The organism is Lutimaribacter marinistellae, assembly GCF_042648365.1.
Lineage (GTDB): Bacteria > Pseudomonadota > Alphaproteobacteria > Rhodobacterales > Rhodobacteraceae > Lutimaribacter_A > Lutimaribacter_A marinistellae.
The window spans coordinates 481,672-497,961 of sequence record NZ_JBHRXI010000004.1 but is presented as its reverse complement, the minus strand read 5'-3'; the positions used below and the strand labels follow the sequence as shown (position 1 = coordinate 497,961).

Here is a 16,290-nt window from a genome sequence, read left to right as displayed (position 1 = left end):
CTTGGGATGTGTCCCGCACAAGATTTTGGGACGCTATTGCAGGAATGCCCGCCGCGCCCTCAACTGACTGTCAGCCGCTCGGCCTGCATTTTCTGGTAATGGGGCATCGCCGCTTTCAAAACAGGTACAAGATGGTCCGGAACATCCGGCAGGTCACCCTCTGGTCCCGCAAACCCGGTGGAATTCCACACCGCGCCATACCAGTGTTGCGCCCAGACGCCGTCATCCGGGTGGCCGCCCTTGGGCCAGGTCAACATCTTCGGCGACCAGGGCACACCGATGCGGTCGCAAAGCGCTTGTAGCATCTTTGCCGGATCGTCACGAATATCGTGGCTGTCGATTACCACCGGATCGCCACCCCAACCCAAGACCGCGTCGAAAAGCTCGGATTGCTGCCAGAACCCGATATCGTCCAGTGTGGGATTTTCGCGCTTAGCCGCGTAGCTGGCGATCACCCGCGCCGGGTGCCGGATCAGAAAGACGTTGACCACGTCCTTCATCCACTCGCGCGGAACCCCGTCAATCATGTGTTGTGTCATGTGTTTCTGATACCAGAACGGGCGCGCTCCCGGATTCGAACCACTGAGCCGCGCGGCAACATCCTTGGGGTCCTGCGATTGGGCCGCGAGTATTTCGTTCCGCATCGGGTGCTCGAGGCCTGTCATCGCCAAGTAGGCTGCGTAGAACGGCTCATCCACCACTGCACAATCAGTGCGTGCGCCGAAACTGTACATCATGGCGGTCGACAAGTTGCGCGGCCCCGACCACATCGCGATTTTCATGACTTCCTCCCGGATTTTCGGCGCAGGCTAGACCTGTCTCCGAACCGGGCCAAGCAGATAAACTGCCATCACCTGAGCGTGACATTCCATGTCACCATCTTGCAGGACTCAAGCGCCCTTGCCACGCTCAGATCAAAGGAGATTTCCAATGACCTGGGCAGACAATATCAAACCAATAGCTCTTTTTGTTCTGATTACCCTCACGGCGGTCTTGCGCTGCCAACACGCCTCGGCCGCCGAAGCGCAGGTTCTTACCGTCGCCGGTGGGTGTTTCTGGTGTGTCGAGGCGGATTTCGAATCCGTCCGGGGCGTCAAGGAGGTGGTGTCGGGCTATACCGGTGGCACCGTCAAAAACCCGACCTACAAGGATGTGACGCGAGGTGGGACAGGGCATTACGAGGCCGTGCAAATCAGGTTTGACCCGGACAAGGTTTCGCGCGCGAAACTTCTGGAGCTGTTCTTTCGCTCCGTGGATCCGACCGATGCCGGAGGACAGTTCTGTGACCGGGGCGAAAGCTATCGCACAGCGATTTTCGTCTCTAATCCGCAGGAAAAGACGATAGCAGATGCGGCAAAGGCAAACGCGCAACGTGCCTTGGGCCAAAAGGTCGTAACCCCAATCCTGAGCGCTGGTGCCTTCTACATGGCTGAGGATTACCATCAGGACTATTACAAGGGACGGTCGCTGGTCGTGACGCGGTTCGGGCCAAAAAGGCAGGCGCAGGCCTACAAGGCCTACCGAGAAGCCTGCGGTCGAGATGCACGGATCCGCCAATTGTGGGGATCAGACGCCCCTTTTGCAGGCAGCTAGGCGAGAGCCGCGTCCTGCACGTCTTTCAAGTCCGGGATAACATCCGCCGTGCCGTGCCGCGTGACCATGATGGCCGCGGCGCGCATTGCTTGCGCGATGGATTGAGCCATGGGCAAACCACGGTCGAGACCGGCCAGAACATAGCCGGTGAAGGTATCGCCAGCGCCCGTGGTATCGACAGCCGTAACCTTATGGGCCGGAAAGTGCTTCGATTGGCCAGTTTTGGTGTCGAAATACCATGCGCCCTCTCCGCCCGAGGTCACGATTACCTCGGGAACGGGCAGCCCCTCGGGTGACATGCCGGTTTCCACCCGAAGTTGTTCGGCCTCGACCGCGTTCAGAAATAGAAGGTCGAGCGAAGGCAGGACCGCGTTCACTGCATCGACCTCAAACGGAGCCGCGGCATATGCGACGCGCATTCCCAACCGACGTGCCAGTTGCACCGCCTCTTTCTGAAGGTTCGTTTCGTTCTGCAGGACAAGCGTGTCACCCGCATCCGCCTCGGACAGGGCGGCGTTCAAACGGTCCATGTCCAGAACGCGATTGGCGCCGGGATAGATGAGTATCTGGTTCTCTCCACCCGGCTCGACCGCGATAATCGCATGGCCGGTTTGTTCCTCCGATACCGTGATATGGCGCGTATCCACGCCATATTCCATCAGCCGCTCGACAGCCCAGGTTCCATCGCGCCCGACTGCACCGATATGGCGCACATGTGCAGCCGCGCGGGCCGCAGCGACCGACATGTTGGCGCCTTTCCCACCAAGGAACCTGTTCAGCTCCAGTGCCGCCAAGGTCTCACCGGGCCCCGGAAGATGGGGCACGGTATACACCATGTCAGCGTTGATCGAGCCGAGGTTCCAGACAGCCATGTCAACCGCCGATGTCGCTGGCAGCCAGAACCGCCATGTTCAAGATGTCATTTGCGGTTGAGACTGTGGAGCAGATCTGGATCGGTTTACCAACACCGGTCAGGATCGGGCCGACCACATTCGCACCGCCCATTTCCTGCATCAGTTTCACCGATATCGAAGCCGAGTGGCGCGCCGGTACGATCAGGATATTGGCCGGCCCGCTCAGCCGCGAAAAGGGATATGCTTCCTGCGCGCGAGAATTCAGCGCGACATCAACGGTCATCTCGCCCTCGAATTCGAAGTCCACGCCGCGCTGTTCAAGGACACGGGGCGCCCGGTGCATTTTTTCGGCGCGTTCCGATATGGGGTATCCGAAGGTCGAAAAGCTGACGAAGGCGACGCGAGGCTCAAGACCCATGTGACGCGCAACATCGGCCGCGCGCTCGGCTATCGTGGCAAGATCTTCGGCACTGGGCCATTCATGCACCAGCGTATCCCCGATAAGTACGATCCGACCCTTATGGATAAGTGCCGTGATACCCGCAGCGCCATGCGCTGCATCGGCGTCGAACACGTCGTTGATCCGGTCTAGAACATGCGCGGACTTGCGTGTCGCGCCCGTGACCAGACCGTCGCCGTGACCATGGGCCAACATGAGCGCAGAAAAGACATGCCGGTCCCGGGCCGCAAGCCGGTGTATATCCTTCTGATCGTGACCGGTACGCTGAAGCCGTTTGTAGAGGAAATCCTTGTAGGTTTCGAGATGCGAGGTATTGGCTGCATTGACCACCTCGATCTCACGGACAGCATCGCCCAGCCCTGCGGCTTCGAGCTTGGCTTTGACATCGTCCTGCCGGCCGACGACCAGTGCTCTGCCAAAGCCCGAGCGCTGATAGGTGACAGCCGCACGCAGAACGCGGGGGTCATCCCCTTCGGCAAAGATCATCCGGGCCTGTGCTTGACGTGCCCGTGCGCTGAGACCGCGCAGGATGCTCGCAGTCGGATCCATGCGCGTCTTGAGGCTCAGTTCATAAGCCTCCATGTCGATGATCGGTCGACGCGCGGCGCCCGTATCCATGCCCGCCTTGGCCACTGCGGGCGGAATACGATGGATAAGACGGGGATCGAACGGTGTGGGAATGATGTAATCCCGTCCAAAAGTCAGGGACTTGCCATAAGCAACGGCGACCTCGTCAGGCACGTCCTCGCGCGCCAGTTTGGCCAGCGCATGGGCGCAGGCGATCTTCATTTCGTCATTGATGGCGCGCGCATGAATGTCGAGCGCGCCGCGGAACAGGTAAGGAAAGCCGAGGACGTTGTTCACCTGGTTCGGATAATCGCTGCGGCCCGTTGCGACGATCGCATCAACGCGCACTTCATGTGCCTCTTCCGGGGTGATTTCGGGATCCGGGTTCGCCATTGCAAAGATCACGGGATTGTCGGCCATCGACGCGACCATGTCTTGTGTCACGGCACCCTTGACCGAGACGCCCAGGAACACGTCGGCACCCTCCATCGCTTCTTCCAGCGTACGCAGTTCGGTCTGGACCGCATGCGCCGATTTCCACTGGTTCATACCTTCGGTTCGGCCTTGGTAGATCACGCCCTTGGTGTCGCAGACAACGCAGTTTTCGTGGCGCGCGCCCATCGCCTTGAGAAGCTCGATACAGGCGATGCCAGCCGCGCCTGCGCCGTTGAGAACGATCTTTACGTCCTCGATCTTCTTGTCGGAGAGATGCAGCGCGTTGATCAGGCCGGCCGCGCAGATCACCGCCGTACCGTGCTGGTCGTCATGGAACACGGGAATGTCCATTTCTTCCTTAAGCCGCTGCTCAATGATGAAACACTCCGGGGCCTTGATATCCTCGAGGTTGATGCCGCCGAACGTGGGACCCATCAGGCGCACCGCCCGACAGAATTCATCGGGATCCTCGGTGTCGAGCTCGATATCGATCGAATTCACATCGGCGAAACGCTTGAACAGGACCGACTTGCCCTCCATCACCGGTTTCGACCCCAAGGCACCAAGATTACCAAGGCCAAGCACCGCGGTTCCATTTGAGATGACGGCGACAAGGTTGCCTTTGTTGGTGTAATCATAGGCTGTTTCCGGATTTTCCGCGATCGCCTCGCACGGAACCGCCACCCCTGGCGAATAGGCAAGGCTCAGGTCCCGCTGCGTGGTCATCGGGACCGTGGCCTGCACTTCCCACTTTCCAGGCGTCGGCTCTAGATGAAAGGCCAGTGCCTCTTCCTTGGTGATCTTGGCTTTGGGCATGATGTCTCCGGCGTGTGGGTTTGCGGCTGGGCTTTTGCCTCTTAACGCAGGGCATGACCTGCCTCAACTCTCATGCGTTTTCGCCTTTCGTCGCAGCGGGTGGATTTGTAAGGTCACGCGCGGTTCCGAAGCCGGCCGAACTGGAGAAATGCCCCCGTGTCCACCGTCACGCCCATGATGGCGCAATATCTCGAGATCAAGGAGGCCTACGCCGACGCCCTACTGTTCTATCGCATGGGTGACTTTTACGAGATGTTCTTCGACGATGCGGTCCTTGCGGCCGAGGCGCTGGATATCGCCCTGACCAAACGCGGGAAGCACGGTGGCGAGGACATCCCGATGTGTGGCGTGCCGGTTCATTCGGCCGAGGGGTATCTGCTGACGCTCATTCGGAAAGGTTTCCGCGTTGCCGTCTGCGAACAGATGGAAAGCCCTGCCGAAGCCAAGAAGCGCGGATCGAAATCAGTGGTCAAGCGCGATGTCGTGCGGCTGGTGACTCCGGGAACACTAACCGAGGATTCGCTCCTCGAAGCGCGCAGGCACAACTTTCTGGCCAGTTACGCGCGCATCAGAGACGAGGCCGCTATTGCATGGGCCGATATCTCGACCGGCGCGTTCCACGTCTGTGAGGTCACGCCTGAAAAGGTGAGCCCTGAATTCGCAAGACTTGCACCCGCCGAGGTGATCGTTTCAGAATCCGAGGAGGAAGCGCTGCGCAACATAGCCGAAGATCTCGGCCTGCCCCTTACCCCGGTCGGACGCGCTGCTTTTGACAGCAGTTCCGGCGAACAGCGCGTTTGCGCCTTGTTCAGGGTCGAAACACTGGATGCGTTCGGCAATTTCAGCCGCGCCGAGGTTTCCGCGATGGGTGCTCTGGTGGATTATCTGGATCTCACGCAAAAAGGCAAACTTCCGCGGCTACAATCACCGCAGCGCGAAACACAGGATCGCGTCGTCCAAATCGATGCGGCGACGCGCCGTAACCTGGAACTGACGCGATCGCTATCGGGTGGTCGGGCCGGATCGTTGCTGTCCGTGATTGACAGGACGGTGACACCCGGCGGCGGCCGGCTACTGGAACAGCGCCTGTCCAGCCCGTCTCGCAACCTCGAGACCATCCGGGCGCGCCATGATGCGATATCGTATTCCCTTGATCAGAGCCTGATTTCGACAGATCTGCGTGAGGCGCTGCGAAAGACGCCTGATCTGGACAGGGCATTGTCCCGTCTGGCGCTCGACCGTGGCGGACCCCGGGACCTCGCCGCTATCAGAAACGCTTTGACGCAGGCAGAAGCGATCGCTGACATCATTGGCGGCGCCGAATTGCCGGCGCTACTGTCCGAAGCCGCGCACACGCTCACCGGTTTCGACGACCTTCTTGCCCTTCTCGACACCGCCTTGGTGGCCGACCCGCCGCTTCTGGCACGTGATGGAGGCTTCATTGCACCGGGCTATGACGATGAGTTGGACGAAGCCCGCACGCTCCGGGATGAGGGACGGTCCGTCATCGCGGGTTTCCAAAAAACATATGTCGATGCAACGGGGATCGCGTCTTTGAAGATCAAGCACAACAACGTGCTGGGATACTTCATAGAAACCACAGCGACCCATGCGGCCAAGATGCTTGCCCCACCGCTTTCCGAAACGTTCATCCACCGACAGACGACCGCCAACCAAGTCCGATTCACCACTGTCGAGCTGAGCGAAATCGAGACCCGTATCCTCAATGCCGGCAATCAGGCGCTGGAGATGGAAAAGCGGCTCTACCAAAGGCTTTCTGACGCAATTCTGGCCGAGTCAGCCCGTCTCAATGCGGCCTCTCGTGGGCTTGCCGAACTGGATCTCGTAACTGCGCTGGCGGATATTGCTCGGGGTGAGGATTGGTGCAGGCCACGGGTCGACAACACCCGGGCTTTCAACGTTACCGGCGGTCGGCACCCGGTGGTCGAGGCTGCGTTGCGCCAGAAAGGCGGAGAGAGCTTCATTGCAAACGATTGTGACCTGAGTGCCGAGGACAGTGCAGCGATCTGGCTTTTGACCGGGCCCAACATGGCCGGTAAATCGACTTTTCTGCGGCAGAATGCGCTGATCTCTCTTTTGGCGCAGATTGGCAGCTATGTTCCCGCAGACGAGGCCCATATCGGCCTTGTCAGCCAGATCTTCAGCCGCGTGGGCGCCTCGGATGACCTTGCGCGCGGGCGATCGACCTTCATGGTCGAAATGGTGGAAACCGCTGCCATCCTCAACCAGGCCGACGATCGGGCGCTGGTGATACTTGACGAGATCGGGCGCGGAACTGCCACCTATGATGGCCTCTCGATCGCATGGGCTACCCTCGAACACCTGCATGCACAGAACCGGTGCCGTGCCCTGTTCGCGACGCATTACCACGAACTGACCGCACTCGCAGGATCACTGGAGGGCGTCGAGAACGCCACGGTTGCGGTCAAGGAATGGCAGGGAGAGGTGATCTTTCTCCACGAGGTGCGGCGTGGCGCAGCAGATCGCTCCTATGGCGTGCAGGTCGCTCAACTGGCCGGTCTGCCCTCTTCGGTCGTCGAACGGGCGCGAGTGGTTCTGGATCAGCTGGAGAAATCGGAACGCGAGGGTGGAAAACAGAAGGCCCTTATTGACGATCTGCCGCTGTTTTCGGCGGCTCCGCCACCCCCTGCCCCGACGCCTAGGTCCTCAGCGATTGTGGAATTGCTTGAAACTGTCCACCCCGACGAGCTTTCGCCCAAGGATGCGCTGGACCTTGTCTACAAACTGAAAGAGGCGGCCAGATCCTGACCGCCTCGAAGAAATAGCCTGAATTAAACTTCAGCTTGCCGGGGTAGAGGAAACACCCACTTGCGCCGGTCGTAGCAACCGGTCGTGGAGCATGAAGCCTTCACCTGACACCTGAATGATGTCGCCTGCCTTGGTACCGGGAACTGGCGCTTCGAACATGGCTTCGTGCACCTGCGGGTCGAACCTGTCGCCGACCTGAGGGGCAATGATGGTGATGCCGTGCTTAGAAAACACGTCAAGCAGGGCACGCATTGTCAATTCGACACCTTCGAGCAAGGCTGCCGAAACCTCTTTCTGTTCTTCCGTGGCCGATTCCAGGGCGCGTTTCATGTTGTCGTAAACGGGCAGCATGTCGCGGGCCAGTTTGGAACCGCCATATTGTTCGGCGTCGCGACGGGCCTTTTCACCTCGCTTGCGGGCATTCTCGGCATCCGCGAGCGCACGCATGAACTTGTCCTTGAAGGCATCACGCTCGGCGCGCAGCGAATCCAGTTCAGCCGCCTCGTCACTGATTTCCGCCATCTCTTCGGCAAGCGCTTCAGCTTCGGCGCTTTCGATATCGTCCAGGAACTCGTCGTTCTTTGGCTCTGCCATGTCTTTACCTCTAACTCCGGTCGGAAAGCAGCTTGCCGACCAGCTGTGCCGTGTAATCCACGATCGGAACGATCCGGCCGTAGTTGAGGCGCGTGGGTCCAATCACTCCCACCGCGCCGATGATCTTTCGGTCAGCGTTCATATATGGAGACACCACCAGAGAGGAACCCGAAAGTGAGAAAAGTTTGTTCTCGGAGCCGATAAAGATGCGTACTCCGTCACCTTCTTCGGACAGTTGCAGGAATTCCGCGATGTCGCGCTTTCGCTCGAGATCGTCAAAGAGGCTGCGAATCCTCTCAAGTTCATCTTCGCCACCTGATTCCGACAACAGGTTTGATCTGCCCCGCACGATGAGACGCGCAGGGTCCTGATCCTCTCCTTCCCAGACAGCTAGCCCGCTATCAACCATTTCGCGGGCTAGCTGATCGATTTCCTGCCGGCGTGTCGTGATCTCGCGCTGGATAAGATTCCTCGCCTCGGACAGCGTTCGCCCTTCGATCAACGCGTTAAGGAAGTTGGCGGCTTCTCGCATCGAACTCGGGGTTTGTCCCGGCGGTGGCGAGAACAGTCGATTCTCAACATGCCCGTCCGAGAACACGAGCACGACAAGCGCGCGGTCATGGCTGAGCGAGACAAACTCGATGTGGCGCAGCGCCGCTTCTCTTTTTGGAGTCAAGACGAGCGATGCGCCTTGTGTCACACCTGAAAGAGCGGCCCCCACCCTGTCCAACGCCGTGCCGAGATCGCCGGAATTGCCGCCAAGCGTCGCGTCCAGCTTTTCGCGGTCGGCGCTGTTCAGATCACCCATTTCCAGCAGACCATCGACGAACATCCGCAATCCCAGTTGCGTGGGAACGCGGCCAGCACTGACATGTGGGCTGTCCAGCAGGCCCAGAAATTCAAGATCCTGCATCACGTTGCGAACGGTCGCCGCGCTGACCTTTTCGGTCATCGTTCGGGTCAAGGTGCGGCTACCGACCGGCTCTCCCGAATCGAGGTAGGACTCGACTATCAGTCGAAACACCTCGCGTGAGCGATCGTTAAGATCATCGAGAAGTTTCGTCGTATCGTTCATTGCTGTCCGGTGCCTGTTTCCGGTCGGAATGTCATTAAAGCTGACCGCCGACAAAGGTCAATCGGGGTTGCATCGCGGCCTGTCGCAGCGCTATGCCCAAGCCGCCAAGCAAAGGAAATGCCATGCGACCCTCTGGACGTGATTTAAGCGAAATGCGCGCGGTTTCAATCGAGACCGGATTTACCAAACATGCCGAAGGGTCTTGCCTGATCAAGGTCGGCGACACCCATGTGCTGTGCACCGCAACGATCGAAGATCGAGTGCCGCCATTCATCAAGGGGTCCGGCCTGGGCTGGGTAACCGCCGAATACGGTATGCTGCCGCGCGCCACCAACACCCGGATGCGGCGCGAGGCATCCAGCGGCAAACAAGGCGGTCGTACCGTCGAGATCCAGCGCTTGATCGGTCGATCCCTCCGGGCCGGTGTGGATCGCGTCGCGCTTGGTGAACGTCAGATTACCGTCGATTGCGATGTGATTCAGGCCGATGGCGGTACGCGCTGCGCCGCGATTACCGGTGGCTGGGTCGCCCTGCGGCTTGCCGTAAACAAGCTGATGAAAACCGGCGATGTCGTCTCTGACCCACTTGTTGACCCTGTTGCCGCGGTATCCTCCGGTATCTATGCGGGTCAACCAGTCCTTGACCTCGACTACCCCGAGGACAGCGAAGCAGGTGTCGACGGGAACTTCATCATGACAGGGTCCGGCAAACTGATCGAAGTTCAGATGAGCGCCGAGGGTTCGGTGTTCAGCCGAGCTCAAATGGGTGAATTGATGGACCTTGCCGAGAAAGGCGTCGCCGAGCTGGTCGCTGCGCAGCAGGCTGCCACGAAATGACCCGCAAGTTCGACGGCGATACTCTGCTTGTTGCCACCCATAACAAGGGCAAGCTCGAGGAGATGGCACATCTCCTCGAGCCTTTCGGCGTCAAGGTAGTAGGTGCAGGTGAAATGAACCTTCCTGAACCCGAGGAAACGGAGGACACGTTCGTCGGAAATGCGCGGATCAAGGCCCATGCCGCTGCCAAGGCAACAGGGTTGCCGGCTCTCTCCGATGACAGCGGTATCACGATCGACGCACTTGAAGGGGCACCCGGGGTCTACACCGCCGACTGGGCAGAAACCCCTTATGGCCGCGATTTCGTCAAGGCAATGACCCGCGCGAATGACGAACTGGAAGCAAGAAAAGCACCCCACCCGCGCCTCGCGCAGTTTCGCTGCACTCTGGTTCTTGCCTGGCCGGATGGGCATGATGAGGTTTTCGAAGGTGTCGCACCGGGGCATTTGATCTGGCCAATGCGCGGCGCCGAAGGTTTTGGGTACGACCCGATGTTCGTTCCAGATGGGTACAATCAGACCTATGCCGAAATGGACCGCTGGGAAAAGAACAAGATCAGCCACCGTGCACGCGCAGTGGAGAAGTTCGTGAAGGGTTGTTTTGGAGGATGATTGGCGAAACGGGGGCTTCGGCCTTTACGTCCATTGGCCTTTTTGCGAGGCCAAATGCCCCTATTGCGACTTCAACAGCCACGTAACCCGAACTATCGATCAGGCCCGCTGGGCCGAAGCTTATGAACTTGAGATTGATCGTTACGCAAACCAAACATCTGGACGCGTTCTCAACACGATCTTTTTTGGTGGTGGCACTCCCTCGCTCATGAAACCCGAGACGGTTGCCAAGGTCATTGAGCGCGCCCGTCATCACTGGCCTTTTGCCAACGACATCGAAATCACACTCGAAGCAAACCCAAGTTCGGTGGAAGCGGGCCGGTTTTCTGCCTATCGGGAGGCCGGCGTCAATCGTGTCTCGTTGGGAGTTCAAGCGCTTAATGACCGTGATCTTCGTCGCTTAGGTCGTCTGCACAGCGTCGCAGAAGCTAAAATAGCCTATGACATCGCCCGGACTGCTTTTGACAGGGTTAGCTTTGACCTCATTTATGCGCGTCAGGATCAGACGCTATCGGATTGGAAGTCCGAGTTGAATGAGGCCCTGTCCATGGCGATTGATCACCTCTCGCTGTACCAACTGACAATCGAACCCGGCACCGCGTTCGGAGACAGATACAAGCGTGGGCTGCTGCGAGGGTTGCCCGAAGATGATACGTCGGCAGATATGTATCATGCGACACAAGAAATCTGCTCGGCACACGGCTTACCTGCCTACGAGGTGTCAAATCATGCTCGCCCCGGTGCCGTGTCCCGGCACAACCTGATTTACTGGCGGTATGGCGACTATGTTGGGATCGGTCCGGGTGCACATGGCCGCCTCACAATCGGAGCTCGAAAACTTGCAACCGAGACTTACCTCGCACCAGGAAAATGGCTTGATCAAGTGTTCAAGGAAACGGGTGAATCGGCAAGACATCATCTATCCCCACAAGATATGGGGTACGAACACGCGGTAATGGGGTTGAGACTGAGTGAAGGACTGAGTCTATCCCGACATGGTAGCATCTCCGGCCAAGAAATCCCCTCCGTTGCCATCGCCGACCTCGCCGGAATGGGAATGCTGTCGCAAAACGGGGATAGGATCCGCGCAACAGATCAAGGCCGGGCTGTGCTGAACGCAGTTCTTGGTCGCCTCTTGGCCGATTCATGAAACGTTATTTCTTTGCCTTGTTCGGATTGATCTGCGTCGTATTCGGCTTGGTGGGGGTTGCGCTTCCCTTGGTTCCAACCGTTCCCTTTATGCTGCTTGCAGCCTTCTTTTTTGCGCGGTCGTCAAGCCGTCTGCACCATTGGCTGATCACGCATCGAACCTTCGGGCCGATGATCGAGGACTGGCACCATCACCGCGCAATCAGACCTAGCGCAAAACGCGCTGCAACGATCTCCATCATCGTCGTATTTGCAATTTCCGTGGTTTTGAGCGTGCCTCAGCACGTCCTTATTATTCAGGTCGTTACCTTGGGCGGCGTCCTGATTTTCATTTGGACTAGACCTAACGGCTGAGTTTCGCGCAAAGGTCGTCCAACTGGTCGAGGTTTTCGTAGGTGAGAACCACTTGACCTGTCTCGGTGCCGTCTTTGTGATTGATTGACACCTTCATCGCAAGAATTGCGGCAAGATCTTTTTCCAGAGCCCGGGTATCCGCATCCTTCTCTGTGCTGGATGCAGTCTTGGAGCGCGGCTTTGCCGGAGTTTCCGATGCTTTCTTGACCAGGGCTTCGGTTGCACGAACCGACAACCCTTCTTTGACGACGATCTTTGCCAGCTCTGACGGATTTTCCGCTGTCACCAGGGCACGTGCATGTCCCGCGGACAACTTTCCCTCAACAATCAACGCCTGCACATCCGACGGCAAATTCAGTAGCCGCAGGAGGTTTGCGATATGGCTTCGGCTTTTGCCCAGCGCTTCGGCCAGTTTTTCCTGGGTGTGGCCAAACTTATCCATAAGCTGACGAAAGCCTGCGGCTTCTTCCACCGCGTTTAGATCGGCGCGCTGGATGTTCTCGATAATCGCGATCTCAAGAACTTCGGTATCGTCGAAATCTCTAACAAGTACTGGTATCTCGTGCAGTTGAGCAATCTGAGCGGCCCGCCAGCGTCGCTCACCCGCAATAATTTCAAAGCGATCTGTTCCTTTTGGCCGAACAATCAGAGGCTGGATGATCCCTTTTGCCTTGATGGAATTCGCCAGTTCGTCCAGTTGTTCTTGTGAAAAACTGCGTCGTGGCTGATCCGGATTGGCCTGAAGTTTTTCAATCGGGATCACACGGTCAGGTCGGCGCACCTCGCCCTGGGGCGCTGCGCGTTCCTGCGACACATCTGCCATCAACGCTGTCAAACCCCTTCCGAGGCCACGCGGTTGGTTCTTTTTCGTCACTTTCGCTCTCCCTCATTCATGCGGCTACCCGCTTATGTTTTGTCAAAAGTTCCTGTGCCAGTTCGCGATACGCGGTCGCTCCCAGTGATTGTGGGTCGTAACTCAGAACCGGCATCGCATAGGACGGCGACTCACTAACACGAACGTTTCGCGGAATTCGCGTTGCAAACACCAGATCCCCAAGATTCTCTCTCGCGTCTTTCTCGACTTGCTGAGAGAGATTGTTACGCCGGTCATACATCGTCAGCACGATACCTTCGATCCGTAGGCTGGGATTGGCGCTCTGGCGCACTTCTCTAATCGTCAACATAAGCTGCGACAGGCCTTCAAGCGCAAAGAACTCACTCTGAAGGGGTACGAGGACCGAGTCGGCGGCAACCATTGCGTTGACAGTCAACAGGTTCAAGGACGGCGGGCAGTCGATCAGGATGTAGTTCCATCCGTAGTCCCGCATCGCAGGTTGTCTCAGCGCATCATGTAGAAGGAAACTGCGCTTCTCGTTCGAGTAAAGCTCGATATCAGCGGAACTCAGATCCACCGTGGCGGGGACGATCGCCAAGCCTTCTATGTCGGTGAATTGAACAACCTTTTCCAGCAGATCATCCCCAAGGAGCAGTTCATATGTGGTGGCAGGTCGATCATCGATACCCAGACCGGTAGACGCGTTCCCCTGTGGATCCAAATCAACGATAAGCACACGCATTCCAGCTTCACACAAGGCGGCAGCAAGGTTGATTGCCGTTGTTGTTTTTCCTACCCCACCCTTTTGGTTCGCCACGGCGATAATTCTCGGGTGCGACAAGTCAGACACGCGTGATTCCTTTCAACTTCAGGATGACGGCTTGGGCTTCTGTTTTGCTTTTAACGGCTTCGTGGTCGAAGTTCCACGACTGTCGAGCAAGTTCGACCTCTTTCCGCCACCTGGCACCTTTTGGGAATAGGGCCAAACCGTCAGGCCTTAGATGAAGAACTGAGAACTTCAGTAGGCCATCCAGATCTGCCAATGCGCGCGCGCTCAGTACATTGGCCTCCAGTTTCGGCAAGCTCTCGATTCTCTTGTTCAACACGTTAGCCTTCAAACCACATTCTCGAATGGCGGTTCTTAGGAATGTCGACTTGCGCGTATCACTTTCAACCAGTGTAAATCGGTCGAACCGATCGTCTTGTTCGGCGAGAATGGCGCAAACTATTCCAGGAAATCCGCCTCCACTTCCAATATCAACCCAGTGGCCGGTCCCTTCGGATAGTTCGTATAATTGAGCCGAATCAGCGACATGACGGCTCCAGATTTCTTCAAGGCTGATTCTGGAAACAAGGTTTATCCTTGGGTTCCACTTCTCAACCAATGCAACGAAGGTCCTGAGCTTATCGTTTGTTTCACGTGAAACATTCGGAAGGCCGCTCATGAAGCCTTGGCCTTACGATCTTTACGCAACCGCGCAAGTATCAGTGCAAGAGCGGACGGAGTGATTCCGTCGATGCGCCCCGCTTGAGCAAGATTATGAGGACGGACCTGCTTCAACTTGAAACGCAATTCATTCGACAGACCGACCAGCGAGTCATAGTCGAACCCGGCATCTATGACCTCCTGCTCGTCACGCTTAAGTTCAACCACATCGCGTTGCTGCCTTAGAATGTAGTGATGGTATTGCGCGTCACGCTCTATCTGGATTTTGATATCCGTTTCAACACCGTCAAGACCATCCACCAGTGGCGCCAAGTCTGACAAACCAACATCAGGGAACGCCAAAACATCCATACCATCCCGCAGGTTGCCATCTTGACTTACCTTTATCCCCGCTTCGGAAATCTGCTTTGGAGTAAGGCGAACTCCGTGCAATTTCGACTTGATTCGGTCTATCTTTTCGATCTTTTCAGAAAAGAGCTTTTTCCGGTTTTCGGAAGCGCAACCGAGCTCGATTGCGATCGGCGTCAGGCGTTGATCGGCATTGTCTGCCCTCAATGACAGCCTGAACTCTGCCCGCGAGGTGAACATCCGGTAAGGTTCCGTTACCCCACGAGTTGTAAGATCATCAACCATCACACCGATATAGCTGTCGGAACGGCTGAAAATGATCGGATCACGACCTTGAGCGCTTAACGCAGCATTCAACCCCGCGACAAGGCCTTGCGCTGCGGCTTCCTCGTATCCCGTGGTACCATTGATCTGACCTGCAAGATACAAACCTGGAGTCTTTGACACAGCGAGCGTCATGTCGAGCGACCGGGGATCAACGTAATCATACTCAACGGCATAACCGGGTTGCAGTATCTCCGCTGCCTCAAGGCCCGTTATGGAACGAACGTACTCGAGCTGCACCTCTTCCGGAAGAGAGGTTGAGATCCCGTTCGGATAAACGGTATCCACGTCCAGACCTTCCGGCTCAAGGAAGATCTGGTGCGAGTTTTTTTCCGAAAACCGGACGATTTTGTCCTCTATGGACGGGCAGTACCGTGGCCCTACTCCGTCGATGTGGCCGCCATACATGGCAGAGCGCGACAGGTTATTGCGTATGATATCGTGCGTGCGTTCATTCGTATGGGTAATGCCGCAAGCGATCTGTCGAGCAAGTGGTACATCCGAAAGAAACGAAAACAACGATGGGTCTTCGTCACCTTCCTGCCGCTCCAATTGGTCCCATGCGATTGTTCTACCGCTCAACCTAGGAGGCGTGCCAGTTTTCAATCGCCCTTTCGCCAGTTCGAAATAGTCGATCCGCTCCGCCAATCTGACCGACGCGCGATCCCCTATTCGGCCCCCGGATCGTGAAACATCTCCGATATGGATCGTTCCCCTTAGAAACGTACCCGATGTCAGGATCACTGACTTTGCTGTTAACTTTGATCCGTCTGCTAGCTCTACGCCAGCGACACGGTCCTTATCCATGACGAAATCAACGACCTCACCGGGAACAATACGTAGCTCTCTACGCTGACGCGTGAGTTTCATCATTGCGCTCTGGTACAGCTTTCGGTCGGCCTGAGCGCGTGGCCCTTGCACAGCCGGCCCTTTACGCCTGTTCAATAGACGGAATTGGATACCGGCCCGATCGGCAGCAACGCCCATTACCCCGTCCATCGCATCAATTTCGCGGACAAGGTGCCCCTTTCCCAATCCCCCGATAGCCGGGTTACATGACATCACGCCTATATCCCGTTCAGAGAGCGTGACGAGTGCAACGGAACTTCCCATGCGCGCAGCCGCATGAGCTGCTTCTACGCCTGCGTGACCGGCGCCGATCACCACAACGTCAAAGTCACATTGTTTCACGTGAAACACTC

General features: G+C 57.4%; 15 protein-coding genes. 6 read left to right on the top strand and 9 right to left on the bottom strand.

From position 1 onward, the window contains the following. Positions 1-59: 59 nt before the first annotated feature. A complete protein-coding gene (locus ACFORG_RS06900; RefSeq protein ID WP_386734651.1) occupies positions 60-782 on the bottom strand; it encodes a sulfotransferase-like domain-containing protein in 723 nt (240 codons plus the stop codon). Positions 783-930: 148 nt separating this feature from the next. Between ACFORG_RS06900 and msrA the strand changes: the two genes are divergently transcribed. After that, the gene (msrA, locus tag ACFORG_RS06895; protein ID WP_386734650.1) at positions 931-1,593 is read left to right on the top strand and encodes a peptide-methionine (S)-S-oxide reductase MsrA; all 663 of its coding nucleotides are present in this window, start codon (positions 931-933) and stop codon (positions 1,591-1,593) included. On the opposite strand, the gene ACFORG_RS06890 is transcribed toward msrA, so the two are convergent. Both ACFORG_RS06890 and ACFORG_RS06885 read right to left on the bottom strand, forming a co-directional pair. After that, positions 1,590-2,465, bottom strand: coding sequence for a ribokinase (locus tag ACFORG_RS06890; protein ID WP_386734649.1), 876 nt, complete (start codon positions 2,463-2,465; stop codon positions 1,590-1,592). The two genes, msrA and ACFORG_RS06890, sit on opposite strands and share 4 nt — an antisense overlap. Before the next feature lies 1 nt (position 2,466). Further along, the gene (locus ACFORG_RS06885) at positions 2,467-4,725 is read right to left on the bottom strand and encodes an NADP-dependent malic enzyme (RefSeq protein WP_386734648.1); all 2,259 of its coding nucleotides are present in this window, start codon (positions 4,723-4,725) and stop codon (positions 2,467-2,469) included. A 174-nt stretch (positions 4,726-4,899) separates the two neighbouring features. On the opposite strand from ACFORG_RS06885, the gene mutS reads away from it, so the two are divergent. Next, positions 4,900-7,515, top strand: coding sequence for a DNA mismatch repair protein MutS (mutS, locus tag ACFORG_RS06880; protein ID WP_386734735.1), 2,616 nt, complete (start codon positions 4,900-4,902; stop codon positions 7,513-7,515). Between the two features lie 30 nt (positions 7,516-7,545). On the opposite strand, the gene ACFORG_RS06875 is transcribed toward mutS, so the two are convergent. Continuing rightward, positions 7,546-8,109 (bottom strand): nucleotide exchange factor GrpE, encoded by a 564-nt coding sequence (locus ACFORG_RS06875; protein ID WP_386734647.1) that lies wholly within the window; start codon positions 8,107-8,109, stop codon positions 7,546-7,548. Between the two features lie 10 nt (positions 8,110-8,119). After that, positions 8,120-9,184 (bottom strand): heat-inducible transcriptional repressor HrcA, encoded by a 1,065-nt coding sequence (gene hrcA / locus ACFORG_RS06870; RefSeq protein ID WP_386734646.1) that lies wholly within the window; start codon positions 9,182-9,184, stop codon positions 8,120-8,122. A 122-nt stretch (positions 9,185-9,306) separates the two neighbouring features. Between hrcA and rph the strand changes: the two genes are divergently transcribed. Genes rph through ACFORG_RS06850 form a run of 4 tightly spaced genes read left to right on the top strand, consistent with a single transcriptional unit; the run spans position 9,307 to position 12,134 of the window. Beyond that, complete coding sequence (gene rph, locus ACFORG_RS06865; RefSeq protein WP_386734645.1) at positions 9,307-10,020, top strand: ribonuclease PH; 714 nt, start codon at positions 9,307-9,309, stop codon at positions 10,018-10,020. After that, the gene (gene rdgB / locus ACFORG_RS06860; protein WP_386734644.1) at positions 10,017-10,631 is read left to right on the top strand and encodes an RdgB/HAM1 family non-canonical purine NTP pyrophosphatase; all 615 of its coding nucleotides are present in this window, start codon (positions 10,017-10,019) and stop codon (positions 10,629-10,631) included. Before rph ends, rdgB begins: the two co-directional genes overlap by 4 nt. Continuing rightward, positions 10,621-11,781 (top strand): radical SAM family heme chaperone HemW, encoded by a 1,161-nt coding sequence (gene hemW, locus ACFORG_RS06855; RefSeq protein WP_386734643.1) that lies wholly within the window; start codon positions 10,621-10,623, stop codon positions 11,779-11,781. Before rdgB ends, hemW begins: the two co-directional genes overlap by 11 nt. Beyond that, positions 11,778-12,134, top strand: a complete 357-nt coding sequence (locus ACFORG_RS06850; protein WP_386734642.1) for a YbaN family protein — start codon at positions 11,778-11,780, stop codon at positions 12,132-12,134. The genes hemW and ACFORG_RS06850 overlap by 4 nt, the downstream gene beginning before the upstream one ends. Here ACFORG_RS06850 and ACFORG_RS06845 read toward each other — a convergent pair. The 4 genes from ACFORG_RS06845 to mnmG form a co-directional block, all read right to left on the bottom strand. Beyond that, positions 12,124-12,957: a ParB/RepB/Spo0J family partition protein gene (locus ACFORG_RS06845; RefSeq protein WP_386734734.1), complete on the bottom strand. Its 834-nt coding sequence runs from the start codon at positions 12,955-12,957 to the stop codon at positions 12,124-12,126. The genes ACFORG_RS06850 and ACFORG_RS06845 overlap by 11 nt on opposite strands. Before the next feature lie 67 nt (positions 12,958-13,024). Further along, positions 13,025-13,819 carry a ParA family protein gene (locus ACFORG_RS06840; protein ID WP_386734641.1) on the bottom strand — a complete coding sequence of 265 codons (795 nt, stop codon included), beginning with the start codon at positions 13,817-13,819 and terminating at the stop codon, positions 13,025-13,027. Further along, complete coding sequence (gene rsmG, locus ACFORG_RS06835) at positions 13,812-14,414, bottom strand: 16S rRNA (guanine(527)-N(7))-methyltransferase RsmG (protein ID WP_386734640.1); 603 nt, start codon at positions 14,412-14,414, stop codon at positions 13,812-13,814. The genes ACFORG_RS06840 and rsmG overlap by 8 nt, the downstream gene beginning before the upstream one ends. Beyond that, positions 14,411-16,288 carry a tRNA uridine-5-carboxymethylaminomethyl(34) synthesis enzyme MnmG gene (mnmG, locus tag ACFORG_RS06830; RefSeq protein ID WP_386734639.1) on the bottom strand — a complete coding sequence of 626 codons (1,878 nt, stop codon included), beginning with the start codon at positions 16,286-16,288 and terminating at the stop codon, positions 14,411-14,413. Before mnmG ends, rsmG begins: the two co-directional genes overlap by 4 nt. Positions 16,289-16,290: the final 2 nt, after the last annotated feature.

Bases quoted from the DNA above. Each gene is read 5' to 3' on its own strand.
- ACFORG_RS06900 (WP_386734651.1), bottom strand. From the start codon at position 782: ATGAAAATCGCGATGTGGTCGGGGCCGCGCAACTTGTCGACCGCCATG.
- msrA (WP_386734650.1), top strand. From the start codon at position 931: ATGACCTGGGCAGACAATATCAAACCAATAGCTCTTTTTGTTCTGATT.
- ACFORG_RS06890 (WP_386734649.1), bottom strand. From the start codon at position 2,465: ATGGCTGTCTGGAACCTCGGCTCGATCAACGCTGACATGGTGTATACC.
- ACFORG_RS06885 (WP_386734648.1), bottom strand. From the start codon at position 4,725: ATGCCCAAAGCCAAGATCACCAAGGAAGAGGCACTGGCCTTTCATCTA.
- mutS (WP_386734735.1), top strand. From the start codon at position 4,900: ATGATGGCGCAATATCTCGAGATCAAGGAGGCCTACGCCGACGCCCTA.
- ACFORG_RS06875 (WP_386734647.1), bottom strand. From the start codon at position 8,109: ATGGCAGAGCCAAAGAACGACGAGTTCCTGGACGATATCGAAAGCGCC.
- hrcA (WP_386734646.1), bottom strand. From the start codon at position 9,184: ATGAACGATACGACGAAACTTCTCGATGATCTTAACGATCGCTCACGC.
- rph (WP_386734645.1), top strand. From the start codon at position 9,307: ATGCGACCCTCTGGACGTGATTTAAGCGAAATGCGCGCGGTTTCAATC.
- rdgB (WP_386734644.1), top strand. From the start codon at position 10,017: ATGACCCGCAAGTTCGACGGCGATACTCTGCTTGTTGCCACCCATAAC.
- ACFORG_RS06850 (WP_386734642.1), top strand. From the start codon at position 11,778: ATGAAACGTTATTTCTTTGCCTTGTTCGGATTGATCTGCGTCGTATTC.
- ACFORG_RS06845 (WP_386734734.1), bottom strand. From the start codon at position 12,957: ATGGCAGATGTGTCGCAGGAACGCGCAGCGCCCCAGGGCGAGGTGCGC.
- rsmG (WP_386734640.1), bottom strand. From the start codon at position 14,414: ATGAGCGGCCTTCCGAATGTTTCACGTGAAACAAACGATAAGCTCAGG.